25 protein-coding genes are annotated in these 26,074 nt (G+C 67.0%); 11 read left to right on the top strand and 14 right to left on the bottom strand.

The features are described 5' to 3' along the window. Positions 1-101: 101 nt before the first annotated feature. Together E1263_RS02000 and E1263_RS01995 are read right to left on the bottom strand one after the other, a co-directional pair. Complete coding sequence (locus E1263_RS02000; RefSeq protein WP_202868677.1) at positions 102-341, bottom strand: glutaredoxin family protein; 240 nt, start codon at positions 339-341, stop codon at positions 102-104. After that, complete coding sequence (locus tag E1263_RS01995; protein WP_132164665.1) at positions 338-1,783, bottom strand: class I adenylate-forming enzyme family protein; 1,446 nt, start codon at positions 1,781-1,783, stop codon at positions 338-340. Before E1263_RS01995 ends, E1263_RS02000 begins: the two co-directional genes overlap by 4 nt. 370 nt (positions 1,784-2,153) lie before the next feature. On the opposite strand from E1263_RS01995, the gene E1263_RS01990 reads away from it, so the two are divergent. Continuing rightward, a complete protein-coding gene (locus E1263_RS01990; protein ID WP_238161031.1) occupies positions 2,154-2,726 on the top strand; it encodes a sigma-70 family RNA polymerase sigma factor in 573 nt (190 codons plus the stop codon). Between the two features lie 106 nt (positions 2,727-2,832). Further along, positions 2,833-4,011: a DUF5667 domain-containing protein gene (locus tag E1263_RS01985; protein WP_132164663.1), complete on the top strand. Its 1,179-nt coding sequence runs from the start codon at positions 2,833-2,835 to the stop codon at positions 4,009-4,011. A 473-nt stretch (positions 4,012-4,484) separates the two neighbouring features. On the opposite strand, the gene E1263_RS01980 is transcribed toward E1263_RS01985, so the two are convergent. The 3 genes from E1263_RS01980 to E1263_RS01970 form a co-directional block, all read right to left on the bottom strand. Further along, positions 4,485-5,672 (bottom strand): lysophospholipid acyltransferase family protein, encoded by a 1,188-nt coding sequence (locus E1263_RS01980; RefSeq protein WP_132164661.1) that lies wholly within the window; start codon positions 5,670-5,672, stop codon positions 4,485-4,487. After that, complete coding sequence (locus tag E1263_RS01975; RefSeq protein WP_238161030.1) at positions 5,665-6,672, bottom strand: NAD-dependent epimerase/dehydratase family protein; 1,008 nt, start codon at positions 6,670-6,672, stop codon at positions 5,665-5,667. The genes E1263_RS01980 and E1263_RS01975 overlap by 8 nt, the downstream gene beginning before the upstream one ends. Positions 6,673-6,766: 94 nt before the next feature. After that, on the bottom strand, positions 6,767-6,868 hold the full coding sequence (locus E1263_RS01970; RefSeq protein ID WP_008356322.1) for a 30S ribosomal protein bS22: 102 nt from the start codon (positions 6,866-6,868) through the stop codon (positions 6,767-6,769). Positions 6,869-6,979: 111 nt separating this feature from the next. On the opposite strand from E1263_RS01970, the gene E1263_RS01965 reads away from it, so the two are divergent. Continuing rightward, the gene (locus tag E1263_RS01965; protein ID WP_132164659.1) at positions 6,980-7,654 is read left to right on the top strand and encodes a class I SAM-dependent methyltransferase; all 675 of its coding nucleotides are present in this window, start codon (positions 6,980-6,982) and stop codon (positions 7,652-7,654) included. Here the strand turns inward: E1263_RS01965 and E1263_RS01960 are convergent. Then, positions 7,651-9,489, bottom strand: coding sequence for an AfsR/SARP family transcriptional regulator (locus E1263_RS01960; RefSeq protein ID WP_202868676.1), 1,839 nt, complete (start codon positions 9,487-9,489; stop codon positions 7,651-7,653). The two genes, E1263_RS01965 and E1263_RS01960, sit on opposite strands and share 4 nt — an antisense overlap. Positions 9,490-9,518: 29 nt before the next feature. On the opposite strand from E1263_RS01960, the gene E1263_RS01955 reads away from it, so the two are divergent. Continuing rightward, positions 9,519-10,379, top strand: coding sequence for an alpha/beta hydrolase (locus E1263_RS01955; protein ID WP_132164657.1), 861 nt, complete (start codon positions 9,519-9,521; stop codon positions 10,377-10,379). Positions 10,380-11,405: 1,026 nt separating this feature from the next. Here the strand turns inward: E1263_RS01955 and E1263_RS01950 are convergent. Beyond that, a complete protein-coding gene (locus E1263_RS01950) occupies positions 11,406-12,635 on the bottom strand; it encodes an amidohydrolase family protein (RefSeq protein WP_132164655.1) in 1,230 nt (409 codons plus the stop codon). A 64-nt stretch (positions 12,636-12,699) separates the two neighbouring features. On the opposite strand from E1263_RS01950, the gene E1263_RS01945 reads away from it, so the two are divergent. Beyond that, positions 12,700-13,179: a MarR family winged helix-turn-helix transcriptional regulator gene (locus E1263_RS01945; RefSeq protein ID WP_132164653.1), complete on the top strand. Its 480-nt coding sequence runs from the start codon at positions 12,700-12,702 to the stop codon at positions 13,177-13,179. A gap of 46 nt (positions 13,180-13,225) precedes the next feature. Here E1263_RS01945 and E1263_RS01940 read toward each other — a convergent pair whose 3' ends face one another. Together E1263_RS01940 and E1263_RS01935 are read right to left on the bottom strand one after the other, a co-directional pair. Beyond that, positions 13,226-13,441, bottom strand: coding sequence for a helix-turn-helix domain-containing protein (locus E1263_RS01940; RefSeq protein ID WP_012923942.1), 216 nt, complete (start codon positions 13,439-13,441; stop codon positions 13,226-13,228). Positions 13,442-13,577: 136 nt separating this feature from the next. Continuing rightward, positions 13,578-14,753, bottom strand: coding sequence for an acetoin utilization protein AcuC (locus tag E1263_RS01935; RefSeq protein ID WP_132164651.1), 1,176 nt, complete (start codon positions 14,751-14,753; stop codon positions 13,578-13,580). 118 nt (positions 14,754-14,871) lie between these two features. On the opposite strand from E1263_RS01935, the gene E1263_RS01930 reads away from it, so the two are divergent. After that, positions 14,872-16,005 (top strand): GDSL-type esterase/lipase family protein, encoded by a 1,134-nt coding sequence (locus E1263_RS01930; RefSeq protein WP_165956430.1) that lies wholly within the window; start codon positions 14,872-14,874, stop codon positions 16,003-16,005. Here the strand turns inward: E1263_RS01930 and E1263_RS01925 are convergent. Next, the gene (locus E1263_RS01925; protein ID WP_165956429.1) at positions 16,002-16,496 is read right to left on the bottom strand and encodes a GNAT family N-acetyltransferase; all 495 of its coding nucleotides are present in this window, start codon (positions 16,494-16,496) and stop codon (positions 16,002-16,004) included. The genes E1263_RS01930 and E1263_RS01925 overlap by 4 nt on opposite strands. Before the next feature lie 359 nt (positions 16,497-16,855). Here E1263_RS01925 and trpS point away from each other — a divergent pair, with 359 nt between their 5' ends. Both trpS and E1263_RS01915 read left to right on the top strand, forming a co-directional pair. Then, positions 16,856-17,821 (top strand): tryptophan--tRNA ligase, encoded by a 966-nt coding sequence (gene trpS, locus E1263_RS01920; RefSeq protein WP_132164645.1) that lies wholly within the window; start codon positions 16,856-16,858, stop codon positions 17,819-17,821. Next, positions 17,818-18,561 (top strand): endonuclease/exonuclease/phosphatase family protein, encoded by a 744-nt coding sequence (locus E1263_RS01915; protein ID WP_132164644.1) that lies wholly within the window; start codon positions 17,818-17,820, stop codon positions 18,559-18,561. The genes trpS and E1263_RS01915 overlap by 4 nt, the downstream gene beginning before the upstream one ends. Here the strand turns inward: E1263_RS01915 and E1263_RS01910 are convergent. The 3 genes from E1263_RS01910 to proC all read right to left on the bottom strand — a co-directional run bounded on the left by E1263_RS01910 (position 18,558) and on the right by proC (position 20,951). Further along, a complete protein-coding gene (locus E1263_RS01910; RefSeq protein ID WP_132164642.1) occupies positions 18,558-19,460 on the bottom strand; it encodes a TIGR03560 family F420-dependent LLM class oxidoreductase in 903 nt (300 codons plus the stop codon). The two genes, E1263_RS01915 and E1263_RS01910, sit on opposite strands and share 4 nt — an antisense overlap. Before the next feature lie 22 nt (positions 19,461-19,482). Next, complete coding sequence (locus E1263_RS01905) at positions 19,483-20,061, bottom strand: hypothetical protein (protein WP_238161029.1); 579 nt, start codon at positions 20,059-20,061, stop codon at positions 19,483-19,485. Between the two features lie 86 nt (positions 20,062-20,147). Continuing rightward, a complete protein-coding gene (proC, locus tag E1263_RS01900; RefSeq protein WP_132164640.1) occupies positions 20,148-20,951 on the bottom strand; it encodes a pyrroline-5-carboxylate reductase in 804 nt (267 codons plus the stop codon). Positions 20,952-21,054: 103 nt separating this feature from the next. Between proC and E1263_RS01895 the strand changes: the two genes are divergently transcribed. Further along, entirely contained in the window at positions 21,055-21,558 is a 504-nt protein-coding gene (locus E1263_RS01895) for a hypothetical protein (RefSeq protein ID WP_132164638.1), read from the top strand. A gap of 17 nt (positions 21,559-21,575) precedes the next feature. On the opposite strand, the gene E1263_RS01890 is transcribed toward E1263_RS01895, so the two are convergent. Further along, entirely contained in the window at positions 21,576-22,505 is a 930-nt protein-coding gene (locus tag E1263_RS01890; RefSeq protein ID WP_132164636.1) for a proline dehydrogenase family protein, read from the bottom strand. 164 nt (positions 22,506-22,669) lie between these two features. Between E1263_RS01890 and E1263_RS01885 the strand changes: the two genes are divergently transcribed. Together E1263_RS01885 and E1263_RS01880 are read left to right on the top strand one after the other, a co-directional pair. Next, the gene (locus E1263_RS01885) at positions 22,670-23,704 is read left to right on the top strand and encodes a DUF695 domain-containing protein (RefSeq protein ID WP_132164634.1); all 1,035 of its coding nucleotides are present in this window, start codon (positions 22,670-22,672) and stop codon (positions 23,702-23,704) included. A 963-nt stretch (positions 23,705-24,667) separates the two neighbouring features. Continuing rightward, a complete protein-coding gene (locus E1263_RS01880; RefSeq protein WP_202868675.1) occupies positions 24,668-26,065 on the top strand; it encodes a M1 family metallopeptidase in 1,398 nt (465 codons plus the stop codon). Positions 26,066-26,074 lie beyond the last annotated feature (9 nt).

Below are 26,074 nucleotides of genomic sequence, written 5' to 3'. Positions count from 1 at the left end.
GTGGTTCTTCTCAGCCGCGTTCAGTACCCTGCGGCTCCTCTTACTCTAGGAGCTTGTGAACGTGAGAACAAAATCGGCGAACCCCAGGGTGACCGACAGCACTAAGCAGTAAGTGCCTTCCGCAGCCTGGCCGGGTCGACCCGCCAGAAGTCGTGTTGCTTGCCGTCGACGAAGGTGACCGGGATCTGCTCGCCGTACTGCGTGAAGAGCGCGTCATCCTGCGTGATGTCGACCTCGGTCCACTCCGTGCCGACCTCGGCGCAGACCGCCTCGATGATCACCCGGGCGTCGTCACACAGGTGACAACCCGGCTTGCCGTAGAGCGTGACGCGGGCGCTCACCCCTCCGCCCGGAGCCGGCCCTTGGCCACTTTGCCGGTGACCGAGTGCGGCAACTGCTCGACGACCTCGAGCTCGCTCGGGCATTTGAACCGCGCCAGCCGGGTGGATGCGTAGGCGGCCACGGCCTGCGGATCGAGCGTCGTACCGGCCTCGGCGACGATGAATCCCTTGATCGACTCACCGGTCTCCTCGGACGGCACCCCGATCACAGCAGCTTCCAGTACGCCGTCTGCCGCGACCAGCACCTCCTCGACCTCGCTCGGGAAGACGTTGAACCCGGAAACGATGATCAGCTCGCGCAGCCGGTCGACCAGGAACAGGTCGCCGTCGGAATCCAGGTAGCCGACGTCACCGGTCCGGTACCAGCCTTCGGCGTCGGGACCGTCCACGCCGTCCGGCCAGTAGCCGGAGAAGATGTTCGCGCCGCGGATCAGGATTTCGCCGGGGTCGTCGCCCTCGACGTCTTCACCCTGCTCGTCGGCGATCCGGAGCTCGACATTGGGCAGCGCGCGACCGACCGAGCCCGGCTTCGGTTCTTCCTCGTCCAGCGTGGTGGTCACGCCTGGGGATGCCTCGGTCAGGCCATAGCCCTGGTGGACATAGAGGCCGGTCACCTGCTCGAAGCGGTCGGCGAGACTGCGCTCCAGCGCGGATGCGCCGGTCAATACGACCTTGACGCCGGAGAGCGCCGTACGGAGATCTGGTTGGGCCAGCAGCGCATGGAGAGCCGGCGGCGCGACCGGGAGGCGGGTGACTTCGTGCTGCGCGATCAGTTCAAGGGTGTGCGCGGCGTCGAACCGCTGGTCGATGACCAGGGCCGCACCGGTCGCCACGGTCCAGCCAAGGACGGCGTTGAGGCCGAAGGCGTGGAACATCGGCAGGACGCCCAAGACGACGTCTTCGGGCCCCATTCTGTCGGGGCCGAGTGCGGAGAGGTTCCTCACGTTCGCTGAGAGTGCGCGGTGAGTGAGCATCGCTGCTCGCGGATCTCCACTGGTTCCCGAGGTGTAAAGCAGCACCGCGAGCGTCTCCGGGTCGAGGGTCGGCTGTAACACAGCGTCACCTTGGAGATCGCCCGCGCGCACCGTCCGGACCCCTTCGACGAGGCCGGCGAGGTCTGCGTCAGTGACCGCGAGGCGGGCCCCGGAATGCGCCACGACGGTGTCCACCTCGGGCTTGGTCAGCCCGGTGTTCAGCGGCACCGCCACCAGCCCGGAGCGAAGAACGCCCAGGTAGGAGGTGACGAACTCGATGCTGTTGGCAACCAGCAGGATGACTCGGTAGCCAGGCACCAGACCGGCCGCGGCAAACCCCCGGGCAGCGGTTTCGACGGCCGCGTCAAGCTCGGCCCAGGTCAGTCGCCGGTCGCCGTCGACCAGCGCCACCCGATCGCCGTGACGTCGCGCTGTGTCACGAAGCAGGTCCGCGAAGTTGAAGTCCACCCGCTGAGTCTGCCATGACCGATCCACGCTCAGGCAGGGCCCAGGTTGTCCGTAATGGTTGCAGCAGAGCGTGACGGGAGATATACAGGTGAACTCGTGGATGTGCTTCTGCTGAACCTCACACTGCAGAAACCCGTCCACGTCGGGGCGACCATGCGCGATAACCCCAAAGCAGGCTGCTCTGCGTCATCAGGTGGTGACGGAAGCAGTCCGCTGGCGCATTCGTGTGAACGACCGACGGGAAGGCGGCACGCCGCAAGCTGTTGACAGTGAGTACTCCAGGCGTAACGCTCGGTGCTCGCTCACGTCGCAGCCGCTGTGGCCATGCGCGGATGTGTCAATCGACGTGTCTTTCGAACGGGGAGAGATCTTGACGACGCCGGAGCCAAGTCCGGACGGGATGCGACGGGCTGAGCTCGTCGATCGCGCCCAGGCTGGAGACGTCGGTGCCTTCGGTGAGCTCTACGACGAGTACTCGCTCACCGTCTATCGCTACATCTACGCTCGGGTGTCGTCATCGGCACTCGCCGAGGACCTCACCAGCGAGACTTTCGTCCGGGCGCTGCGCGCCCTGGACTCCTTCCGCTGGCAAGGACGGGACTTCGGTGCCTGGCTGGTGACGATCGCCCGCAACCTGATCACCGACCACTACAAATCCGGCCGGGTCCGGCTCGAAGTGGTCACGGACGAGATCGAGACGCACGACCGGCAGACCGAGGGGCCGGAGGTCGACGTACTGGCCGCCGCCACCGCCGAGGTACTGCGGGACGCCGTCGCGGGCTTGCCCGACGAACAACGCGACTGCCTGACAATGCGGTTCTTCGCCGGTTTGTCGATCGCAGAAACGGCCAGGGCGCTGGAGAAGTCCGAAGGCGCCGTCAAGCAACTGCAACTGAGGGCCGTCCGGCACTTGGCGAAGGTTATCCCCAAGGACTTGAGGTGAGACGGATGACAACGAGTGTCTTCCGTAACCCGTCAGGGAGTTTCATCGTTCTCCATCGTGAGGACCTGTCGGTAACCCCGACTGGCCATTGAGGAGAACGAGATCCATGAGTGACCTACACAGGGCTCGAGCGCGCGCGGAGACCTTCGCGCACGCCGTCGATCACGGGCCCCGTCACTCTTCGCGACTGAGCGATGACCCGGAGTTGGAAGAGGCTGTAGAACTCGTCGGACGGCTGAGGACCGCCGGCGCAGTTGCACCTCGGCCGGAGTTCAGCGCCGAGCTAAGGCACCGACTGCTAGAGCAGGCGGCGGCCCGCGCGGCGACCACGACCCCGACCATGGTGCGCAGCACCCCTGACAGCTCCGACGACCCGCCGAGTGGCGAGGACGTCGACGCGTCCGTGACAGATATCCGCCATCGTCATGGCCGGCGCATCCGGCTCGTGGCCAGCACAGCCGCGCTGGTCCTGCTGGGAGGTGGCATCGGTTCTGCCGCTGCCGCTCAGCAGGCGATGCCCGGCGATACTTTGTACGGGATGAAGCGCAGTATCGAGAACGTGGCGACCAATGTGGGGATCGGCGACGACTCCCGCGGCCGGCGCGATCTCGAGCACGCCAAGACCCGACTGTCCGAGGTTCAGGCACTCGCCGCCAACGGCGGGTCCGCGACCACCATCAACGGCACTCTCGACGACTTCTCGGCGCAGGCCCGCAAGGGCGTGTCCCGGCTGGTCGCGTCGTACCAGCAGGACGGCGACGCGAGTGCGATCACTGCGGTCACGGCGTTCATCACCAGCGCCCGCCAGGGGCTGGTCGGGCTCGGGCCGAAACTGCCACCGGAGTCGCTGAAGTCGGCGGTCGAGGCCCTGGCCACGATCGACCAACTGGCTCAGCACGCGAACTCGGCCTGCCCGAAGTGCGACAAGCCGAAGCCGCCGAAGAACCAGCCGGTGCCCAGCACGGTCGGGGAGACAGTGGAGCCGCCCAGCGGCAAGCTGAAGACCCCGCCGGTCACCAACCCGTCGAGCGGCCCGAGCAGCAAGCCCACCACGACACCTTCCAAGGTGCCGAACACGACGATCGTCGGGGAGTCCCAGACGCCGCCACCCAGCGGCCTGAAGACCCCTCCGCGCCCGTCCACCAAGCCGAGCGGAACGCCGTCAGGCACCCCGACCGGCCCATCCACCAGCCCGTCGTGGCCCTGGCCGTTTCCCAGCCTGACCCTGCCACCGATTCTCAACCTTCCGGGTGTTCTGCAGACCCTGCTCCCACCCTGGAAGTAACAGCACCCGCACCACCCAAGAAGCCCGGCCCCACGGCCGGGCTTCTTGCTTTGCCTACCCCACACGCCGCGCCCAAAGGCCGGCCCGCTACGCCTTGGGCACGAACGCCATCTTTGAGTACCCACCAACCGTTTCGAAGGGCTCCACATGGTTGGTAGGCACCCAAAGACGCGCGGCACCCCCAAAGACGCCCCTCGCGCCCAAAGGTGGGCCCGCTGCTCTTTGGGCACCAACCTCATCTTTGAGAACCCATCAACCACTTCCACCCCGGCCAGATGGTTGGTGCGTGCCCAAAGATGCCGCACGCACCCAAAGACGCCAGACCCGTCCAAAGGTGGGCCGGCTGCTCTTTGGGCGTGGGCGTCGACTTTGAGCCCCCATCAGCCATTCTTCGCGGGCGCGCGTGACTGAACCGTGCTCAAGGCGCGGTTGGGTGCCCCGGTACGACGTACGGGGCGTCGTACTGAATGGGGTCAGAAGAAGACGCTGCGGCGTTGGACGAGGAGGGTGTAGAGGGTTTGCTGGATGGTTTCGCGGACCTGGTCGGTCACGTTGAAGACCAGCATGGGGTCGTCGGCGGCGCCGTCGGGGAACTCGTCGGTGCGGATGGGTTCGCCGAACTCGATCAGCCACTTGCTGGGGAGCGGGATCAGGCCGAGGGGCCCCAGCAGGGGGAAGAAGGGGGTGACGGGGACGTACGGGACGCCCATCAGGCGGGCCAGCGAGGAGAGGTTGCCGACGAGCGGGTAGATCTCCTCGGCGCCGACGATCGAGCACGGAACGATCGGTACGCCGGTTCGCATCGCGGCGCTGACGAATCCACCACGACCGAAGCGCTGCAGCTTGTAGCGCTCGCTGAACGGCTTGCCGAGACCCTTGAAACCCTCGGGCCAGACGCCGACCAGATTTCCCTGGCGGAGCAGGCGCTCGGCGTCGTCGTTGTTCGCCAGCGTGGCGCCGCCCTTGCGGGACCACTCACCGACGAACGGCGTGCGGAAGACCAGGTCGGCGGCGAGTGTGCGCAGCGGGCGGTTGGTGTGGTCGGCGACGATCAGCTGGGTGATCAGGCCGTCGAGCGGCATGGTGCCCGAGTGGTTCGCGACGATCAGTGCGCTGCCGGTCTCGGGGATGTTCTCGACCCCGCGGACCTCGACGCGGAACCACTTCTCCGCGAGCGGGCGCAGCAACGGCAGCAGGATCTGATCGGTCAGGTCGGAGTCGAAGCCGAACTCGTCGACCTCGTACTCCCCCGTCAGCCGCCGGCGCAGGAACGCGAACCACTCCGCGATCCGCCGCTCGCCGTCCGCACCGAACAGGTCGCGCGCGGCCTTCTCGAGGGCAGCAAAATCCAGCCCGGCCAACCCAGCCAGCGCCCCGAGATCCGGCCCCCGGCTCTCGGTCCGAGTGCTGCTGCTTCGGGTACTGCCGTCTTCGGTGACCCTGGCACCAGAAACCGCGTCGCTGGGCAGCTGCGTCACTGTCTCGTCTGTCCCCGACGTGCCTGACGCCTTGGAATCGGCGGTCTTCACCTTCGGCTTTTTCGGCTTGCCGTTCCCCGGGCCCGCGAGGGCGCGGGCAGCCGCGGAGGGCGTCGTACGACGGCCGCTTCCGCGACCTGGGCGTCCACCGGAGCCGATCGGGATCACCTCCGCGTCAGCCACGGAACGCTCCCAGCCCGGACGTGAGCAGCGACGTCACCTGGGTGGCCGCGCCCGGCCCGAGGGACTGCCGGAACTCCTCGAACGCCTCCGCGGTCGTGAACTGCGGCTCGAAACCGAAGTCGCTCCGCATCCGCGTGGTGTCGACGACGCGGCCATACGTCAGGAAGGTGATCTGGTCCGGCGAGAAGTCCGCCAACCGCGCGCGCCGCACGGCGGCCGCCGTACTGGAGGCTGTGAACGAGGGCAGCCGGACGACTGGGCGGCCGAGCCGGCGGATCGCCTGGGACAGTGCGAGCACACCGTCGCCGGCCAAGTTGAACGTCCCGGGGATCTCGTTCACCGTGGCGTGGTGGATCGCCTCGATGCCGTCGTCCTCGTGCAGAAACTGCAAGCGGGCGTCGTAACCGAAGACAGTCGGTACGACGGGGAGGCCGAAGTAGCGGGTCATCGGGGAGTCGGTCTTGGGGCCGATCCAGTTCGCCATCCGGAGCGTGGTCACGCAGACATCGGGGCGGCGCCGGGCGAACCCGCGCACATATCCCTCGACCTCGACCGCGTCCTTGCTCAGACCGGTCTGAGCGATCGCCCGCGGCGCCATCTCCTCGGTGAACATGGCGGGATCGCGAGGACCCGCGCCGTACACCGTGGTCGACGACTTCACCACCAGCTTGGCCACACCGGGTGCCTTCTGACAGGCGGCGAGCAGCTGCATGGTGCCGATGACGTTGATCTCTTTCATCGACGACCGGCCGCCGGCACTGCCCGGGGTGGCCACAACGCCGGTATGGACGACGGTATCGACGCCCTCGGCGGCAATCACTTTCGCGATCACGGGGTTGCGGATGTCGGCTCGAACGAACCGGACCCGGCCCAGCTCAGCACGTGGCGGAACCACGTCGATGCCGAGCACCGTGCCGATCGACGGATCGTCGGCCAGTCTTCGGGCACACCGAGCACCGGCATCTCGCGAGACGCCGGTCACCATTACTACCTGTGCCACGAGAAGCCCCCAGCCAGACAGCAACAACCCCACTGAACACCGCATCGCCTCAGTGCCTGAGGCGCGACGGGCCCTACTACTTCACAAACGGAGGCTACTTACCGAGCTTGCGGCGCTGAACCCGCGTCTTCTTCAGCAGCTTGCGGTGCTTCTTCTTCGCCATACGCTTGCGGCGCTTCTTGATTACAGAACCCACAGTAGGACCATCCAAACTCAAAGAGAACGTCGGCAAAGCTTACCTGTACGTCACCTCGTGGACCTAAAGCGGGCCTTGGGTAGGGTGGAGATCACGTCTGGGGAGGCTCGTATGAACACTGTCACGAAGGCCCGGTACGACGGTCTGGCCGACTGGTACGACGATCGTTTCGTGGTCGGCGCGGAGCCCCATCAGCCCGGTCTGCTCGAGCTGCTCGGTCAGGGCTCAGGCCCCTGTCTCGACATCGGCTGCGGTACCGGCCGCAACTTCGAAACCATCCGAGCCAGCGGGCGCGAGGTCATCGGCACTGACTTCTCCGCCGATCAGCTCCGCCTGGCGCGCGGTCGCACGTCCGGTCCGCTGTTCGTCTCCGACGCCGCTGCACTGCCGATCGCGGACGAGTCCTTCGACACCGCCATGATCATGTGGATCCACACCGACGTCGAAGACTTCGACCTGGTCCTGCGCGAGGCCACTCGAATCCTGCGTCCGGGTGGCGTGCTGGTCGTCTACGGCGTGCACCCGGCGTTCAACGGCCCGCATGTCATCTACAACGAGGACGACAGCCGGACCATCCATCCGACGTACCGCCAAGGCGGCTGGCACGAGGACTCGCCGGCCTGGGGCGAAGACGGCATCCGCCGCCGCGTCGGCATGCACCACGTCCCACTCGCCGAATACCTCAACGCGTTCCTCGCCACCGGCCTCACCCTCGAGCGTTTCATCGAGCCCGAGCGATTCGGCGTCCCGCACGCCCTCGCCGTACGGGCTACCAAGCCGGCCTAGAGGTAGTTGGCGACGGGGCCGAGGGTCAGGAGGCCGGACTGGGCTCCGGCGTGTTCGGCTGCGGCTGGGCGCAGGGCGGCTTGGGCTTTGGCCAGCATGGGTTGGTGATCCACCGCTTTGGCGGCTTGGGCAAGGAGGGCCCAGTGGACTTCGAGGAAGAGGCCTGGGGGCGGGGTTGCCGCATGACTGAGGAGTCGGGCGGCATACGAGTACTTGCCTTGGGCAACCAGTAATAGGGGCTGGATCCAGGGGGTGTGCGGCCCGTAGTCCACAGCCTGTACGACGGCTTGGTGTCGGAGGGCGTGGGTCGCAAGCGCCAGTGGGAGTAGACCGTGATCGAGACCGGGCATGGCGGTGGCCGGGCGTTCGGTCGCGGCTCGTTGGTAGGCAGCCGGGGTGTCGGTGCGGAGGGCGGCGTACCAGGCGGTGAAGACGCCCACGAGCGGTGAGTCGTGTCGCGCGGCCAACGCGTCAGCCGCAGCTGCATGCTCGTCGGCGGCGGCGTGGTCGGCGATGGCACAGGCCGACTGCAGGCGGATCAGGCGCCCGAGAATCTCGTACGACGGGAGCGCGTGGCGCTCGGCGAGGGCGATCAGCTCGGCGCCGATCCCGTCGCGGATCACCGACTGGCCGGCTTGTCGGCAGGACTGAATGAAGACGCCGTTCAGCGCGAAGGCGAGGATCGCGGGGTCGTCCAGGGTGCGGGCGAGCTGCTCGGCCTCGCGCGCTGCTTCCAGCGGTCGGTCGGCGCTGGAACCCCTTGATTCCAAGGCGACTGTCGCGAGTAGGCGGGCGCGGATCGCGGGGTGGTCTTGGGTCGGAAGAACCCGCTCGGCGGCTCGGACGATCGCAGCGGCCTGCAGCTCGTCGTCGGATCGCGTCCAGATCGCCGGTACGTCGTACGCGCCGATCACGCGTGCTGTCAGGTCTGGATCGCCGAGCTCTTCGGCTGCAGTGATCGCGGCCAGGCGGTGCCGGCGGACCTCGCCGAGTTCGCCGGTGACGGCGAGACTGCGCAGTAGCCCGACTGTTGATTCGAGTTGAGCGCGTGCGCCGCTAGTGCGTTGATAGGCAGCTGCGGTGGCAGACCACACCGACGCGGGCTCCACGGCTTGGTTGAGGATGTCCGCCTCGAGCCGAGTGAGCGCCGTACCGGGGTCTATGGCTAGCTGTTCGACCAGCATGGCCCGGGCCCGACGCAGTACGGCGAGTGCGTCGGCCTGGCGACCGGACTGGTAGAGCGCGAGCGCCAGGAGCCGCCAGCCCTCCTCACGCCACGGGTGCTCAGTCACATGCGCGTCCAGGTCAGCCACGGCCGCTGCGGCCTGGCCGTTAGTCAGTCGCGTGTCCGCCAGCCGCTCTACGGCCAGCAAGCGCAGCTCGGTGAGCCGTCCGCGCTCCCCCAACGCCCACGGCTCATCGGCGAAGTCGGCGTACGCGGGACCGCGCCAGAGCTTGAGAGCTGCTTCGTACTCCCCCGCCTCGACAGCCGCCTCAAACCGCCAGGCGTCGACTTTGTCCACCCGCAAGGCGTAGCCGGGGCCCTCTGTCACCAGCAGCTTGGGCTGTGTCCGCGGTGCGCGGTCTGGCTCGAGTGATCGGCGCAGTGCCGCCACAAACGTCCGTACGGCGCTCAGCGCGCCCTCTGGCGGCTCTTGCCACAGCTCGTCCACCAGGCGGGTCGCAGGAACCACCCGGCCACGCGCCACGATCAGCCGGGCCAGCACCGCCCGATGCCGCGGCCCCTTGAGCGCGACCAGCTCCCCCGCGTCATCCCAAGCCACCACCGGCCCAAGCACCCCGAACTCCACCCGCTCACCGTAGTGCTCATCCAACGCTCATCCACTCCCGCAACTCTGGACAGGTGAAGATCAACGGATTCGACTACCACCAGCTCCCCGGCGTCGACGGCGTCACCCTCAACGTCGCAGTAGGCGGCACCGGTACGCCGATCGTGCTGCTGCACGGGTTTCCGCAGACGCACCTGATGTGGCGGCATGTGGCCGCCAAGCTCGCTGTCGACCACACGGTCATCTGCCCCGACCTGCGTGGCTACGGCGACAGTGACAAGCCGCTCGACGGGTACTCGAAACGCACGATGGCGGCCGACATCATTGCCGCCGTACAGGCTCTCGGGCATTCGACGTTCGCGCTCGCCGGTCACGACCGCGGCGCCCTGGTCGCCTTCCGCGCCGCCCTCGACCACCCGGACACGGTCACCCACCTGCTCATCCTGGACGTGCTCCCCACCCTCGACATGTGGGAAGTCATGCACGGGGCCACCGCCGCCGTCGGATTCCACCTCTACCTGATGGCCCAGCCGCCCGGTCTCCCGGAAGCTTTGATCGCCGGTGCGCCCGATCAGTTCTTTGGTCACTTCCTCGATGTCTGGACGAAGGACCCGACCGCCATCCCCGCCGATGTCCGCGCGGTCTACCTGTCAGCGTCCCGCGCCGCTATCCCGTCGATCGTCGCCGACTACCGAGCGTCGGCTAGCGTCGACGTCACCGACGACACCAAGTCTCTTGCCCTAGGCAACAAACTTACTCAGCCTGTCACTGTCATCCAACAGGACTGGGGTTCCGCCCTAGGCTTCGACGCTGTCGCGTTATGGAGCGCCTGGGCGCCCGACCTCACCCACCAACTCACCACCGCCGGGCACTTCATCGCCGAAGAATCCCCCGACGAGGTGGTCGCCGCTCTCCAAACCCTCCTCACGCGCTAGCGTCCGAAGTACCGGCTGGGTGGTTGCTCGCCGCTGCGGCCGATTGACAGAGACGGATGGTGCGGCCCGGCGCGTGGCTGAGGGACTGGCGAGGTCGGCGACCGCGTGACCGCTGCTTGAGGTACTCGCTGTGGCTGGGGTCCAAGATCTGCGCCCAGTGGAAACTGCACGTCGCTCCTTGCACAAAATGTTCCACCCAAGCCCGGCAGGGTGTTTCGGGCGCTGGTTGGATGCGCTTTGTGGATCGCCAAGGCCGCTCCGTGCCCTTGGCGATCCACAAACCTCCGTTTCGGATGCGGCCGGGCCGGTACGGCGTTTGGTTGCGCGCCGCTGCGGCCGATTGAAGGAGACGGATGGTGCAGCCCGGCGCGTGGCTGAGGGACTGGCGAGGTCGGCGACCGCGTGACCGCTGCCTGAGGTGCCCGCTACGGCTGAGGCCCAAGATCTCCGCTAGTCGGTAATAAAGGGTCGCCATTTGAGAAAAAGTTGCCGGCCAACGACCCAGGCGGAGCGGAGCGCGGGGGTTGCTCGCGCTGGGTGGTAATTCCTTGTCGCTATGTGCGAAAAAGTTTCCACTCAAGGCCCCGGCGGGCCGGAACGTGGGCGGGCTCGCGCTAAGTGGTGAATTGTGGGGACCCGGTGACGAAAATCCACCACTTAGCGAGGCGGTCAGAGCTAGCCGAGGCGCTTCGCACTACGCGGGGATTTTTCGGGTCTATGCGCCGAAAAATCCACGTGTAGCGACGTGCGAGGGTCAGCCGCGCACGGCGGCACCCCAGACCTCCTTGCCAGCGCTTTTCACCACCACCAAGGGTCACTTTCCAGGCTCCCTCGCTACCGACCGCAACCACAGCGAGCACCTCAGACGGCGGGAACGCGATCGCCGGCCTCGCCATCCCCCTCAGCCACGCGCCGGGCCGCACCACCCTCCCACTGTAAATCGGCCGCAGCGGCGACCAGCCACAAGCCATACGTTTCCGGCCGCATCGGAGCGCGCAGCAACCGGTCCCGCCGTACAAGCAGCCCTCAGACGAAGAGGTGAGCGATTGAGCTCGCGAAGGCATCGACCGGAGGCGCGGTGACCAGGTGGCCATCACGCTTCACAACAGCACCGCCCACCAGAACGGTTTCCACATTGCCAGGATGAGCCGAGCTGACAACAGTGGCCACCGGGTCAACGAGCCCGCCTGCCAGATTCACATCCGAGGCACGCAACAGCATCAGGTCAGCATGGTTGCCCACGGCAAGGGACCCGACGGAGGGCAGGCTAAGGGCTTGAGCCCCAGCAACAGTGGCCAATCGGAGCACCTCAGAAGCGGTGAACGACCCATAGCCGAGCGCGAGGACCTGCCGCATGATGCTGAACATATCGCCAGGAGCGCTGGTGACGGTGTCGATCCCGAGCGCGAACGGGACACCCAAGGACTTCAGGCGCGCAGCCACAGCGGGACCCATCTCAAGCCGAGACTCGACAGCGGGGGTGATCGAAACCGAGGCCCCGGAGTCAGCAATCAACTTCAACTCGGAGTCCGAGAGATTGTTGCAGTGGACGTAGAGCGTGCTGGCGCGGAGCAGGCCCGCCTCGGCCAGCAAGGCGATCGGCGTCTGGGTGACCCCGCTGCGGTCAATGTGGGTGACCACCGAGAGCCCTAACTCAGCAGCGAGCGCCCAGTCAGCCTGAACAACATCGAACGGCGCGTACGCAGGCCCTGTGGAGGCGAGCGCGATCGTGATCCGCGGGGAGGCGAGGTCGGCGACATGATGCAGAGCGGCCGAGTCGACCATGCCACCGACCAGCGGCGATGGGCCGAAGCCGTAGACCGCACGGATTCCACTGCGATCCAAAGCATCAACGGCAGCCTCGGCAAAGACAGCCGAGCCCTGCACGTGCGAGTAGTCCTGCACGGTGGTGATGCCGCCGTCCAGGCACTCCAACGCCCCAACAAGGTTGCTCACAGCAACGTCTTCCGGGCGATACCGCGTACCACGCGCTTGCATCACGTGGTCGAAGTAGAAGCCGAGGTCGCCCTCGGTGCCGATCCCCCGCAGCGCCGTCTGCCAGACATGCCGGTGGGTGTCGACGAACCCCGGCAGCACGATCCGCCCCCGCGCATCGATCACGGACGCGCCGTCCGCCGGCAGTCCGGCGCCGACGGCAGCGATCCGACCATCCTCGATCAGTACGTCGACCCCGCGCCGAACGGTCACTTCCGGCGCGGTATCGATGACCAAACCACCCTGCACGAGTGTGCGCATCAGAAATCCCCTCAGTGGAAAGCTTTCTTAAAAGCTATCACCAAAGGCATCTAGACTGTCAACCATGACGACGGATCGGGTGGACGGGATCCTGGCGGCCTGGCAGCGAGAGCTGCCGGACACCCTGCACTCCACGAGCGAGCTGGTGAAGCGGACGCTGCTGCTGGCCGACGAGCTGGATCAGGCGGTCCGCCCAGTGCTCCGGGAGCTGAACCTCACCGGCGCCGAATACGGGGTGATCATCGCGCTCCGGCGCGAGGGAGCGCCATACCGGCAGAAGCCGTCGGATCTGAGCCGCAACCTCTTCCTGTCCTCCGGCGGCACCAGCAACGTCGTCAACCAGCTGGTACGGCGGGGCTACGTCGACCGTGAGCCGGACCCGGTCGACGGCCGCGGGACCCAGATCCGCCTGACCGACGCGGGGGTGCAGGCGGCCGAAGAGGCCGTGATCGCGGCCTCGAGAGCACACCACGACCACTTCAAGGACGTCCCGGAAGAGACGGTCGAGCAGCTCACCGAGCTGCTCCGCACGCTCCGGAAATGACGAAGCGGCCGGTCCCCCGTAAGGGATCCGGCCGCTTCTCTCGTGGTTATCCGGCCTGAAAGAAGGCGCCCTTGAGGTAGTCGTGCACTGCGTCCTCCGATACCCGGAACGAACGACCCACCCGCACTGCGGGCAGCTCACCGGAATGCACCAAGCGGTACACCGTCATCTTGGACACGCGCATAGCCGTGGCAACCTCTGCCACGGTCAGAAACTTCACCTCTGCGAGCGGCTGCTCACCACCGGACTTCTTTGATGCCATTTGCGCACCGCACTTCCAGCACGGATCGTGCGCCGGCTTCCCCTCCGGCACCTCCGTCCGTGCATAGGTTGAGGGTAGTGGCTGTTGGTGCGAATGGGAAAGAGGGGGACTCGTGTGACTCGATCCTGTGACGAAGTCAGTACGTAGGGTCGAGCCCCAGGAACGGGAAGCTGATGTCACGGCTGGCCTTGATCGACCGGTCCAGCCAGGCATCCGGGTTGTAACCGGTCGACCAGTCCACATACTCCGGGTCGCGCCCGTCTGTCATCCGCATCGGCGCAACCCGGCCGAAGCGGATCTGTACCTCTTCGCGCCAAGCAGCCGGTACGTCGGTCTGCGGGTCGATCGGCTTGCCCGCCACGATCGCCAGCAGGTGGCTCCAGGCCCGCGGGACGACGTCGATGATCGCGTAGCCGCCACCACCCGTCGCGACCCACTTCCCGTCACACACCTGGTGCGCCAGGTCGTGCAGAGCCAGGTACGCCGCCCGCTGCCCATCCACCGTCTTGGTCAGGTGCGCCAGCGGGTCCTCCACGTGCGAATCGCACCCGTGCTGAGTCACCAGGATCGACGGCTGGAATGCCTTGATCGCATCCGGCACGATCGCGTGGAACGCCCGCAACCAACCGGAATCCCCGGTCCCCGGCGGCAGCGGAACGTTGATCGCCGACCCCCGCGCATCCGGTCCGCCGATCTCACCCGAGCTCCCGGTCCCCGGGAAGAGCGTGGTCGGCGACTCGTGCAGGCTCACGGTCAGCACCCGCGGGTCGTTGTAGAACACTTCCTGTACGCCGTCCCCGTGGTGCACGTCGACGTCGACGTACGCGACCCGCTCAGCGCCGTTGTCGAGCAACCATTGAATCGCGACCGCCGGGTCGTTGTAGACGCAGAACCCGCTGGCCCGGTTCGGCATCGCGTGGTGCAGGCCGCCGACGATGTTCGCCGCGTGCAGGACCTCGCCCTCCCACACCGACCGCGCCGCCTCGACGCTGGCGCCGGCGATCTGCGCGCTGACCTCATGCATGCCGGCGAAATTGTAGGTGTCGTCCGAACCGAGCCCGTGGTCTAGATCCGGTACGTCGGGATCCGCGCTGGCCCGCTTGACCGCCTCGACGTACTCAGCCGTGTGCACGGTCCGGAGCAATTCATCACTCGCCACCGGAGCCGGCACGACCGGCAAGTGGTCGAAGATCCCGAGCTGCTCGGCCAGCCGGATGGTCAGCTGCACTCTGATCGGGCTCATCGGATGGCCGCGACCGAAGTCGTACCGCGTCAGCGCATCGTCATAGACCAATCTCGCCTCACCACTCATGGATCCGACCTTAGCGGCCCACTGATGATTCGGGGTCTGTCGAATGGTTTGCCGGGGCCTGTCCGCCGACCGACGATCAGGTGCCAGAACCGCTGGCCCGTCCCCCTGGAGGAACCTCATGCGCGCCCTCGCCCGCGTTCTCCCCGCGCTCATCGGCTCGGCAGCCCTCATCGGTACGGCGTTCACCGCCGGAACCGTGACCAGCGCCACGAACGCACCCGCCGCCGACGATCCCGCCGTACCGATCAATCGGGCGACGCCGACCAAGCTGATGCCGATCGGCGACTCCAATACGGCCGGCGGCGACGCGCCCGGAGCGTCGTACCGGGTGGATCTCTTCCAAATGCTGCAGGCCGACAACCGCCCAGTGGACTTCGTCGGCTCGGTCACCTCCGGCCCGACCGTGGTCGGCGACCGCAACCACGAGGGGCACGGCGGCTGGACGCTCGGCCAGATCCAGGGCGGCGTGGTCGGCTGGCTGAACACCTACACGCCGGACGTGATCACGCTCCAGATCGGCACCAACGACATGTACGACGACGCCTCGGCGGGCGCCGCGCCCGGCAAGCTGTCGGCGCTCATCGACACCATCACCACGACGCTGCCGAACGTCCGGGTCTTCGTGAGTGCCATCCCGCAGCTCGCGAACGCCGACCATTACAGCCGGGTCGCCGCCTTCAACTACACGATCCCCGGGATCGTCGCCGCAAAGGTTGCCGCGGGCAAGAAGGTCGACTACCTCGACGCCAACTCGGGGCTCTTCCATCCCTACGACTTCGTCGACATGTGGCACCCGAACTACGGCGCGGCCTCCAAGGCCGCAGTCCGCTGGTACGCCGCCCTGACCGGCCAGCAGGTAACGCGTTTCGAGGCAGAACAGTCAGCTAACGCGTCGATCAGCGGTGCGCCGACCAAGCGGACCCAGATCACCTCGGCCTCCGGCGGCGCGAAGATCGGCTACATCGACAACCCGGACAGCTTCGTCAAGTTCAGCTTCGAGGTCGGTACCACCGGCAACTACCGGATCCGGGCCCGGGGCGCGAACGGCATGAACGCCACCTGCACCCACAAGGTCAGCGCCAACGGCGGGCCGCAGCAGATCGTCAGCTACCCGTCGTACAGCTGGGACTTGTTCGCCATCTCGAAGGTCGACCTGCCGCTGACTGCCGGAAAGAACACGGTCACGTTCATGAAGGGTGACTGCTACACCGAGCTCGACGCGATCGACATCAGCCTGGTGCCGACCGCCTAGAGGTTCTGGACCATGAGGGTGAGCGGGCGCGTCGCGTCGTAGAAGGTGTCGACGCGCCCGGTCGACTCGAAGCCGGCCCGGCGGTAGAACGCGGCGGCGCGTGGAGCGGCGTCGTACACCCAGAGCAACAGGCGCTTGAAGGACTGCTCTCGCGACCAGACCAGCAGTTCAGCCGTCAGCGCGTCGGCCACGCCGACTCCGCGGAACGCCGGGTCGACCCACATCGACAGCATCAGCGCGGCGTCGGGGTCGCGCTCGTCGGGACCAGCCGGTACGCCGATGACCATCCCAGCCGGTTGCCCGTCGGACTCAGCCAGCAGCGTCACCTTCGTGGGGTCGCCCAGCCGGGCGCGCCAATCCGCCTCGGTCTGCGCGACCGAATCGTCGTACGCCTCATAGAAGGACTGCGGCGCCTCACGCAGGGCCCGGAGCCGGACCTCGCGCAGGATCTCCCAGTCGCCCACGGCCAATCGCCGTACCTGCACCGTCATGCTCTTATTTTGGCTCCCGGTGCAGGGGGTTGGAGCAGCGGGCGGCGCGACACCCCTCCCAGGACGCGCCGGCCCGCTCAAGCGCTGGGTCAGCAGCGGGTCCAACGAACGGTTCATCGGTGCCGGGCTGCAAAGCGTTACAGGATCTGCAAGGAAAAACAGAATCATTGCCCAGAGTGAGCCTGAGGTAGCCGTCTCGCCGGTCCCGGGCTAGGCTTGAGGCGTGAACATGAAGCTGCAGCAGTGGTGGGCCGTCTAGGGCGGTCACCCGGCGTTCACACGCATCCACGAGGCCGTCTCGCCGAGACGGCCTTTTTTCATGCCTCGGTGAGACCCCACACTCACCGAAAGGCACTGCTATGACCTCGCTCTCCGGCATCACCCCGTCCGGCCGCCTGACCCTCGGCAATTACCTCGGGGCCCTGTCCCGGTTCACCGACCCGGACGGATTCTTCTTCGTCGCGAACCTGCATGCGATGACCACGAAACACGATCCACGGCGGCTAGCCACGCTCACCCGGGAGTGCGCGACGCTGATGCTCGCCGCCGGAATCCCACCCGGAGCCGTCTTCGTCCAGTCCGACGTCCCCACCCACGCCCAACTCGCCTATCTGCTCGAATGCACGTCGTACGTCGGCGAGCTGTCCCGGATGATCCAGTACAAGGAGAAGGGCGGCCGCCCGATGACCCGGGCCTCGCTGTTCACCTATCCGTGCCTGATGGCCGCCGACATCCTCCTGTACGGCGCCCAGCGGGTTCCGGTGGGCGGTGATCAGGACCAGCACGTGGAGCTGGCGCGCGATGTCGCGGTCCGCTTCAACCGCGAGTACGGCGACACGTTCGTCGTACCGGAGTTGCACAAGGCGGCGCTGGCGACGCGGATCAAGGATCTGGCCAACCCGACCGCCAAGATGAACAAGTCCGATGCCGACGACGCGGTCGGGACGATTCGGCTGCTCGACCCGCCGGATGTCATCCGGCGACAGATCATGCGGGCCGTGACGGACTCCGACAACGAGGTCCGCCACGACGAGGCCGCCAAGCCTGGGGTGACGAATCTGCTCGAGATCCTGGCTGCGTGCACTGGTGGTGATCCCGCGCAACTGGCGCTGGGTTATTCGTCGTACGGCGATCTCAAGCGGGATGTTGCGGACGCCGTACTGGCGGTCATCGAGCCGCTGCAGAAGGAGTACGCGCGGCTGGCGACCGACCCCGGCGCGATCGACGGGCTGCTGGCGCAGGGCCGGGATCGGGCCCTTGCGGCCAGCGAACCAAGACTCCAAGCGGCGATGCGAGCCATGGGTTTGGCAGGCTGTGCTCCATGAAGATCCGCGCCGCCACTTTTAACCTCCGCAACTCCTCCGCCCCGGACGGCGAAAACGCCTGGCCGCTGCGGCGAGAAGCGGCCGTGGCGGCCATCGAACTGCTCGAAGCGGACGTGGTCGGGCTGCAGGAAGTGCTGCCCGACCAGCTCGACTACCTGCGCTTCCGGTTCCCGAAATGGGAGATCGTCGGCGCGGGCCGGGACGACGGTATGAGCGCCGGCGAGCACTCGTCGGTGCTCATCCGCCCCGGCGACTGGAAGCTCGAGCGCTCCGAAACACGCTGGCTGTCCGATGACCCCGGTACGCCGGGCTCGGTCGGCTGGGACGCTCATCTGACCCGAGTGGCGACGCTGGTGTGGCTGCGACACCGCAGCGGTACGACGATCGGCGTACTGAACACGCATTACGACCACGCAGGTCAGGTCGCGCAGCTGCAGTCGTCGCGACTGGTCGCCAAGTGGACCGCGGGTGACTTGCCGTGGATCGTCATGGGCGACCTCAACGCGACCCCGGATTCACCGCCGTTGAAGGCCCTCACCGACGCCGGCCTGCGCTACGCCGTACCGGCCGATGCCGGCGGCAGCTGGCACGACTTCACCGGCGCCGAGGACGACGACCGGATCGACCACATCCTGGTGAGCCCGGCCTGGACAGTGACCGAGGCAGCCGTCTCGCACTTCCGTCCCGGCGGACGGCTGCCCAGTGATCACTGGCCCGTGATGGCCACGCTGTCCCTTTAGATCTTGTTGAAGACCTCTTCGCGGAGGCGTTCGAGGGTTTCGAAGCGCTTGGCGCCGGAACCGAACCAGTGGTCGGGGACGAGGACCTCGTCGATGCCGGCCTCGGGGTACTGCGCGACGACGTCGAGGACTTCCTGGGCGGAGCCCATGATCACGTGCAGGCCGCGGGCCTCGAAGTCCGCCTTGCGCGCGACCGCCTCGGTGTCACCGGGGGCGATGACTTCGAGGAAGGTCTGGGCGGAACGTCGTACCGACTTGGGGTCGCGGCCGATCTTCTCGCAGTGCTCGGCGAAGACTTTTCCCTTGTGGGTGGCGAGATCCGGGCGCCCCCAGTGGTTCCACTCGTCGGCGTACTTGGCAACGATGCCGAGGGCAACCTTTTCGCCGGAGGCGCCGATCAGGACCGGGAGCTTGGTGGGCTTGGGCTCGAGCGGGGCGTCTTTGAGCTGGTAGAACTTGCCGTCGAAGGTCGTCCGCTCCTGCGTCAGCAGGCCGGTGAGCACCTGGCAGGCCTCTTCGAATCGGGCCAGCAGCGGCTTCACGGCAGGCAGTTCGATGCCGTAGGCCTCGTGCTCGTTGACCTGCCAGCCGGCGCCGATGCCGTACACGAACCGGCCGTTGCTCATCTGGTCGATCGTCGCGGCCGCGTTGGCGGCGACGGCCGGGTGCCGGTAGGTGTTGCCGAGCACCATCGAGCCGATTCGCACCCGCTCGGTGCGGACCGCGAGACCGGCGAGCAGCGCGAACGCCTCGTTCACCGGAGTCGACAGGTCGTCGCCGTTCTTCATGAAATGGTCGGCGATCCAGACGCCGTGCCAGCCGGTACGTTCGGCGTACTTGGCACCTTCGAGGATCTCGGTCCAGCTGCGACCGGCGTTCGGCCAAAAGGAAAAGTCCATGGCCTCGACCCTACGTCTGGCGTTAAACCAGGTGCCAGCGCATCAGGAAAGAACCAATGGAGAGCACCAGGTAGAGCAGGACGAGCAGGGCGCCGATGCCGGGGCGCGGGGTGGCGCGGCGGGCCGGGCGGCCGACGGCCCGCTGGCGCAGGGCCTCCATCACCGCGGCGACCTCGACGGTGCGGTCGGCCGGGATGCCGTTGATCTCGTTCTCGTCCTTGCCGCGGGTCAGCACGACGTTGTCGCTGCCGACCTCGAGCTTGTCGACGTCCTGCCAGGGCAGGCTGCGGATCAGCATGCTCGTCCGCGCCTTGAGGCCGGTCGGGGTCAGCATCACGCGGTAGAGCACGACGCCGCCGGCGATCCGGACCACCGAGGCGCCGATGATCGTCAGCAGGAAGACCGCGAGGATGTCGCGGGCGCCCATCCAGAGCCAGGAATTCAGCGCGGGGATGGCGATGAACGGCACCACGAACAGCGCCCAGGCCCACCACGGCGCCGGGTCGAGCGGCACCCGCCACGGCAACTCCGGCAGCTGCGCCACCGGCTCCGGGGCAGCGCTCAGCTGCTCGGGGCTCTTCTGCGCCGAACGATTAGCCATGGGCGGGAACGATCATCGATTCATCCTTGCCGAAAGAGTGGGCTCAGAATAACGCCAGCCACTCCATTGGTGTTATTCGGCAGGGGTTATTCGGCGGCGAGATCGCGGGAACGGTTGCGCGCCGCCTCGATCGCGGAGAGGAAAGCCGCACGGACCTTGTGGTCCTCCAACTCCCGTACGGCGGCGGCCGTCGTACCGCCCGGGGACGTCACGCGCTCCCGCAGAACGGTCGGGTGCTCACCGGTCTCCCGCAGCAGCTTGGCCGAACCGACAACGGTCTGTACGACGAGGTCGGTGGCCGTGGTGCGCGGCAGGCCCATGTGGACACCGGCCTCGATCATCGACTCGACAACGAAGAAGATGTACGCCGGACCGGACCCGGAGATCGCGGTCACCGCGTCCTGCTGCTTCTCCGGAACGCGGATCACCCGGCCGGTCGCGGACAGCAGGCCTTCGGCCAGCGCGAGGTGGCTCTCGTCGCAATGCGCGCCACGGGAGATCGCCGCCATGCCCTCGTCGACGAGAGCCGGCGTATTCGGCATCACCCGAACGACGGCCACGCCTTCGGGCAGCCGCGACTCGATGAAGCTCGTGGAGATACCCGCGGCCAGCGAGACCACTGTCTGGGTGGGCTTCACCACCGGCGCGATCTCGGCCAGGAGCTCCGGCATGTCCTGCGGCTTCACGACCAGCACCAGGGTGTCGGCCTTCGCTGCGGCATCCAGGTTCGAGACGACATCGACGCCGTACCGCTCGCGCAGCTCGGCCGCCCGCTCCGCCCGCCGCTCGGTGATCAGCAACTGCTCCGGTCGCCGTCCGGCCCGAATCAGCCCGGACAACAACGTCTCGCCCATCACACCGGCCCCGAGAATGGCCACCTGGTCAGTCATGCCCACACAGTACTGACGATCCGCCACGCATCGCGCGCAATTTGTCCACGCGGAGGACATAGGATGTCCTATGTCATAGCCTCCTTCGCCCTAAGGACCGCCCATGCGACTTCGCCGCACCTTCGCCACTGCCGCCACTGCCCTGCTCCTGCTCACCGGGAGCATCGGTACGGCGTACGCCGCCGTACCGGACGAGGACGCCGACGGCCCCGACACCAGCACCATGACCAACCCCGCCATGACCGTCACCGCCGCAGCCACCGCCAGGCCGCTCGCCGCAAAGACCCAGGCCGGGCCCGATACCACCAAGTGCCGATTCTTCGGCACCTATTGGGGCGAGACCTGCTTCCAGTGGGTCGGTGACAACCAGTGGGTGCGCGACCTTCAGGAGAACGGCTGGGCCACGGTCGTCCACGTGCAAACCAACTACGGCAAGGACAACTACTGCCAGTCGCTTCCCGCCGCCCAGGGTTGGGACTACTGCGACTTCGACCACAAGGAAGGCAAGTGCGTCCGGTTCCGCTTCTACGAGCTGAAGAACGGCACCACGCGAAACTTCACCGTCTGGAGCAACTGGTACGGCACGGAGTACGGCTCCCTGTGCTGATTACTTCTTGCTGATCCCTACTTCTTGCTGATCAGGGACCGCGCGAAGAACTGCAGGTTGGCGGGACGCTCGGCCAGGCGACGGACAAGGTAGCCGTACCAGTCCTCGCCGTACGGGATGTAGATGCGCATCGTGTGGCCGAGTCCTGCCAGCCGGAGCTGCTCTTCGGGGCGGATGCCGAACAGCATCTGGTACTCGAAGGTGCCCGGGAGGCGGTTGGCGCGCTCGGCGAGCGAGCCGGCGATCGCGATCAGCCGCGGGTCGTGCGAGGCGACCATCGGGTAGCCGGTGCCGTTCATCAGGATCTTCAGCGCCCGGACGTACGCCTTGTCCACCTGGCGCTTGTCCTGGAACGCGACCGACTCGGGCTCCTTGTAGGCACCCTTGCAGAGCCGGACCCGGGAACCGGCGTGCGCCAGGTCGCGGCAGTCACCCTCGGTACGGCGCAGGTAGGCCTGCAGCACCGCACCGGTCTCCGGAAAGTCCTGGCGCAGCTCGCGCAAGATGCCCAGCGTGGAGTCGGTGGTGGTGTGGTCCTCCATGTCGAGAGTGACCGTCGTACCGGCGTTGCGTGCAGCGTGGCAGATCGTCCGAGCGTTCTCGAGGGCGATCTTCTCGCCGTCACCCGGCAGCGCCTGGCCGACGGCGGAGAGCTTGACCGACACCTCGGCGTTCTTGGTGAGGCCTGCCGCGGAGAGCTGCTTGAGGACCTTGAGATAGGCGTCTGCGGTGGCGGACGCGGCGGCCAGGTCGGTGACGTCCTCACCGAGGTGGTCGAGCGTGACGTTCAGGCCACTGGCGACCAGCTTCTCGGTGGCCAGCACGGCCTCCGGAGCAGTCTCACCGGCCACGAAGCGCGACACGATGCCACTGGAGACCGGCATGGCCGAGACGGCCTTCTTGATCTGGGGGCTGCGGGACATGCCCAGCAGGACTCGGCGAAGCACTTCTGTTCTCCTCCTCGAAGCCACCCGGCCCCGTATGCCAGTGGTGTCAGCAGGCTACGCGCCTGAACACGGCGCTCCATAATCCTGTGGCCGGAACCACACCAGTGGCGTACTGGTCCGATTACGCTGTGTGTCCGCACCCTGGGCGAGGGAGGATAGGACGTATGCCCATCTTCAAGCGTCGCAAGGCGGCCGTTGTGGAGGCCGACCCGATCGGCGCGTTCTGGACCTGGTGGACCTCGGTCGGCTCCGAACTCGTCGCGGACGCAGTCGCCCGGAAACAGCCCGCCGACGTCGGCGCCACGCTGAGCGAGTGGGTCAACCGGGTCCACCCGGAGCTGGACTGGGAGCTTGGACCGGGGTTGCACGCTCAGCACGCGCTGATCGTCACCGCCGCGGGGAATCCGAGCCGGCGGGCGATCGCCCGGCGCTGGCTGCGGTCCGCGCCTGCGTCCGACCGCGTCTGGGAGTACGCCGATCTGCGGCGGCCGGGGCCGGTGAGCACGATCCAGTTCGAGGGCTTGCCCGCCGTACCGATCGAGCAGTCGGTGGTCGAGGTGGACCCGGACGCGTCGTCGATCCATGTCGGGGTTTATCACCCGGCGTTTCCCGAGTTGCCGGTCGAGGTGCGGCAGCGGGTGACATTCCTGATCCTCGATCTGGTGCTCGGCGAAGAGATGGTCGAGACGTGGATCGGCGCGATCGACACCCTGGACGCCGTACCGGCTGAGGCTCGGCCGATCACCACGCTACTGCCGGCCGTGGCTGCTTTCGCCGCCGAACACACGCTGGAAGACGGCAGCCCCGCCTGGAAAATGCTGGAGGGCACCCGCGACGGGCACCGCCTGATCGCGACCGCCGAATACCCCCTGCGCTCCATCCGCCGCCCGCACCTCGACACCCATGTCGAAATCTCCGTCGGCTACCCGGTGACCCGCGACGACGGCCTCCCCGAATCCGAGATGCTCGACGAACTCCGAGCCTTCGAAGACCACCTCACCGACCGCCTGGGCGGCTCCGGCAATCTGCTGGCCCACGAAACCTCCGCCGGCACCCGTCTCCTCCACTACTACACCGACGGTACGACGCCCGCCGCCGCCCAACTCCAAGCCGCCACCCCCGGCTGGCCGCACGGCAAAGTAGCCGTCACCACCACCCAAGACCCCGCCTGGGAAAACGTCTCCCACCTCTCGGGGTAACCCTCCGCCCCGATCACTTTGTGCACGCATCACCTCTTCGTGCACGCGGCGCACCGTTGTGAACGCATCGCATCTTTGTGAACGCATCGCATCTTTGGGGCCCCACCAACCATCGAGAGCGCGCCAAAACGGTCGATGGGTACCCAAAGTGCACCTCCGCGCCCAAAGAGCAGCCGACCCACCTTTGGGCACGCTTCGCACCTTTGGGCACGGTTCGCATCTTTGGGCACGGTTCGCATCTTTGGGTACGCACCAACCACGGGAAGCGCGTTGGGATGGTTGATGGGTTCTCAAAGTGGATGCTCGCGCGGCTGGACGGTGGATAGATGTGCTCCGCGCCAAGTGATCGCGATGGACCGGCGTAACGCGAACGTCCCGGCCGGTCCAGACCACCGCACCGATCGGCGGATTCGCCACCGAGTCCCCACAACTCACAGTGAGCGCGAGCAGACCCGCGTTCCGATCCGCCGCGGTCGTTGGTCGGTAACTTTTTCTCAAATGGCGACCCTTTATTGCCGACTAGCGGAGATCTTGGGCCTCAGCCGTAGCGGGTACCTCAAGCGGCGGCCACGCGATCGCCGACCTCGCCAGTCCCTCAGCCACGCGCCGACCCCAGCCACCCCCTCACTGTAAATCGGCCGCAGCGGCGAGCAACCAAACGCCGTACCGAACCGGCCGCATCCGCAGCGGCGAGCAACCACCCCGCCGTACCGAAACCAACCCCAAAGCGGCGGATCAGCGGAGGACTACTGCCAAATAGAGGCAGCAAACATCCGCAAACCGCCCTCCACCCGGGGCGACCCACCTTTGTGGAACCCCAACGGCGCTCAGCGCCCAAACGAGTCCACAAAGGCGCGGGGTGGGCAGGCGAATCGGCTAGGCGTGGTCGGTGGGAGGGACGCATGCCTCGTGTCGTTGAAACGTCGGTCGCTTAGTGTGCTGTGCATGTCTAGAGGAGGACTTGTGGGACGTCGTCGCGGTTTTGGGTCGGTCATCTTGGCTTTGGCGCTGGTGGGGGTTTCGGGGGCGACGGCACATGCCGCGCCGCTGTTCACGCCGGGTGCGGCAGGCGCCGGGGATCCGTATTTCCCGGATATGGGGAACGGCGGGTACGACGTCGGGCACTACGACATCAACCTTGCGTTCGATCCGAAGACCAAGTCGATCAGTGCGACCACGACGATCCTCGCCAAGGCAACCCAGAACCTTTCGCGCTTCGATCTGGATTTCCAGGGGCCGTTGAAGATCAGCAAGCTGACGGTGAACGGGCGGGCCGCGTCCTTCAAGCGCACTGGCGCGCAGGAGTTGGTGATCACGCCACCGAGAGGCCTTTGGCGGGGTAGCAGCTTCGCCGTCGCCGTGACTTACTCAGGCGTCCCGCAGAAGATCGATGATCCGGCGCTGGGGATCTCCGGCTGGGCCGCGACCAAGGACGGTGCGGTCGCGCTCAACCAGCCGATCGGCGCGGCGACCTACTTTCCGGTGAACGACACCACGCGCGACAAGGCGACGTACAGCCAGAGCATCACGGTGCCGACCGGCCTGACCGCGCTGTCCAATGGTGAGCCCGGCCCGACCACCAAGCACGGCGGGAAGACGACGTTCCGCTGGCGGATGAACCGGCCGATGGCCAGCGAGCTCAGCATGATTGCCATCGGCGACTACAACGTCACCCGCAGTACGACGGCCGACGGGCTGCCGAACATCACGGCGATCGGGAAGTCGGTGGACACCAAGGCCGGGCAGGGCAAGGTGTTCAACGAGACGACCGCGCAGATCGTGCAGTGGGAGTCGTCGGTGTACGGGCGTTATCCGTTCGAGTCGACCGGCGGGATCATCGGCGATCTGGGCGTTCACTACGCGCTCGAGAGCCAGGGGCGGCCGGTCTATGACCAGCGCTCCAGCAATGTCAGCGGTGGGCTGCTCGCGCACGAGCTCGGGCATCAGTGGTTCGGTGACAGCCTCACCCCGTCGCGCTGGGCGGACATCTGGCTCAACGAAGGCTTCGCGACGTACTCCGAGTGGCTCTACGACGAGAAATTCAACAAAATCCCAGCGCAACAGACCTTCAAGGAGACCTACGCCGGCACGAAGGACTGGAGCGGCAAGGTGGCCGACCCGGGCCGCGACCAGATCTTCGACGGCCTCGTCTACAACCGCGGCGCGATGACTCTGCACGCGCTCCGGCTGAAGATCGGCGACCGCGCCTTCTTCCGGCTGCTCAAGCAGTGGCCGACCACCCACCGGCACAGTGTCGTCTCGACGCAGGACTTCATCCGGTACGTCGAGCGGCAGACCCACCGCGATCTCGGCGCGTTCTTCCAGGCCTGGGTCTACCAGCCGGGAAAACCGGCCCTCTGAGGGTGCAAC

The organism is Kribbella antibiotica (assembly GCF_004349055.1).
Taxonomy (GTDB): domain Bacteria; phylum Actinomycetota; class Actinomycetes; order Propionibacteriales; family Kribbellaceae; genus Kribbella; species Kribbella antibiotica.
This window is presented reverse-complemented; position numbering and strand designations above follow the sequence as displayed.

Excerpts from the sequence above, each read along its gene's own strand:
- E1263_RS01985 (WP_132164663.1), top strand. The coding sequence starts at position 2,833 with ATGAGTGACCTACACAGGGCTCGAGCGCGCGCGGAGACCTTCGCGCAC.
- E1263_RS01965 (WP_132164659.1), top strand. The coding sequence starts at position 6,980 with ATGAACACTGTCACGAAGGCCCGGTACGACGGTCTGGCCGACTGGTAC.
- E1263_RS01950 (WP_132164655.1), bottom strand. The coding sequence starts at position 12,635 with ATGCGCACACTCGTGCAGGGTGGTTTGGTCATCGATACCGCGCCGGAA.
- E1263_RS01945 (WP_132164653.1), top strand. The coding sequence starts at position 12,700 with ATGACGACGGATCGGGTGGACGGGATCCTGGCGGCCTGGCAGCGAGAG.
- E1263_RS01940 (WP_012923942.1), bottom strand. The coding sequence starts at position 13,441 with ATGGCATCAAAGAAGTCCGGTGGTGAGCAGCCGCTCGCAGAGGTGAAG.
- E1263_RS01935 (WP_132164651.1), bottom strand. The coding sequence starts at position 14,753 with ATGAGTGGTGAGGCGAGATTGGTCTATGACGATGCGCTGACGCGGTAC.
- E1263_RS01930 (WP_165956430.1), top strand. The coding sequence starts at position 14,872 with ATGCGCGCCCTCGCCCGCGTTCTCCCCGCGCTCATCGGCTCGGCAGCC.
- E1263_RS01925 (WP_165956429.1), bottom strand. The coding sequence starts at position 16,496 with ATGACGGTGCAGGTACGGCGATTGGCCGTGGGCGACTGGGAGATCCTG.
- trpS (WP_132164645.1), top strand. The coding sequence starts at position 16,856 with ATGACCTCGCTCTCCGGCATCACCCCGTCCGGCCGCCTGACCCTCGGC.
- E1263_RS01915 (WP_132164644.1), top strand. The coding sequence starts at position 17,818 with ATGAAGATCCGCGCCGCCACTTTTAACCTCCGCAACTCCTCCGCCCCG.
- E1263_RS01910 (WP_132164642.1), bottom strand. The coding sequence starts at position 19,460 with ATGGACTTTTCCTTTTGGCCGAACGCCGGTCGCAGCTGGACCGAGATC.
- E1263_RS01905 (WP_238161029.1), bottom strand. The coding sequence starts at position 20,061 with ATGGCTAATCGTTCGGCGCAGAAGAGCCCCGAGCAGCTGAGCGCTGCC.
- proC (WP_132164640.1), bottom strand. The coding sequence starts at position 20,951 with ATGACTGACCAGGTGGCCATTCTCGGGGCCGGTGTGATGGGCGAGACG.
- E1263_RS01895 (WP_132164638.1), top strand. The coding sequence starts at position 21,055 with ATGCGACTTCGCCGCACCTTCGCCACTGCCGCCACTGCCCTGCTCCTG.
- E1263_RS01885 (WP_132164634.1), top strand. The coding sequence starts at position 22,670 with ATGCCCATCTTCAAGCGTCGCAAGGCGGCCGTTGTGGAGGCCGACCCG.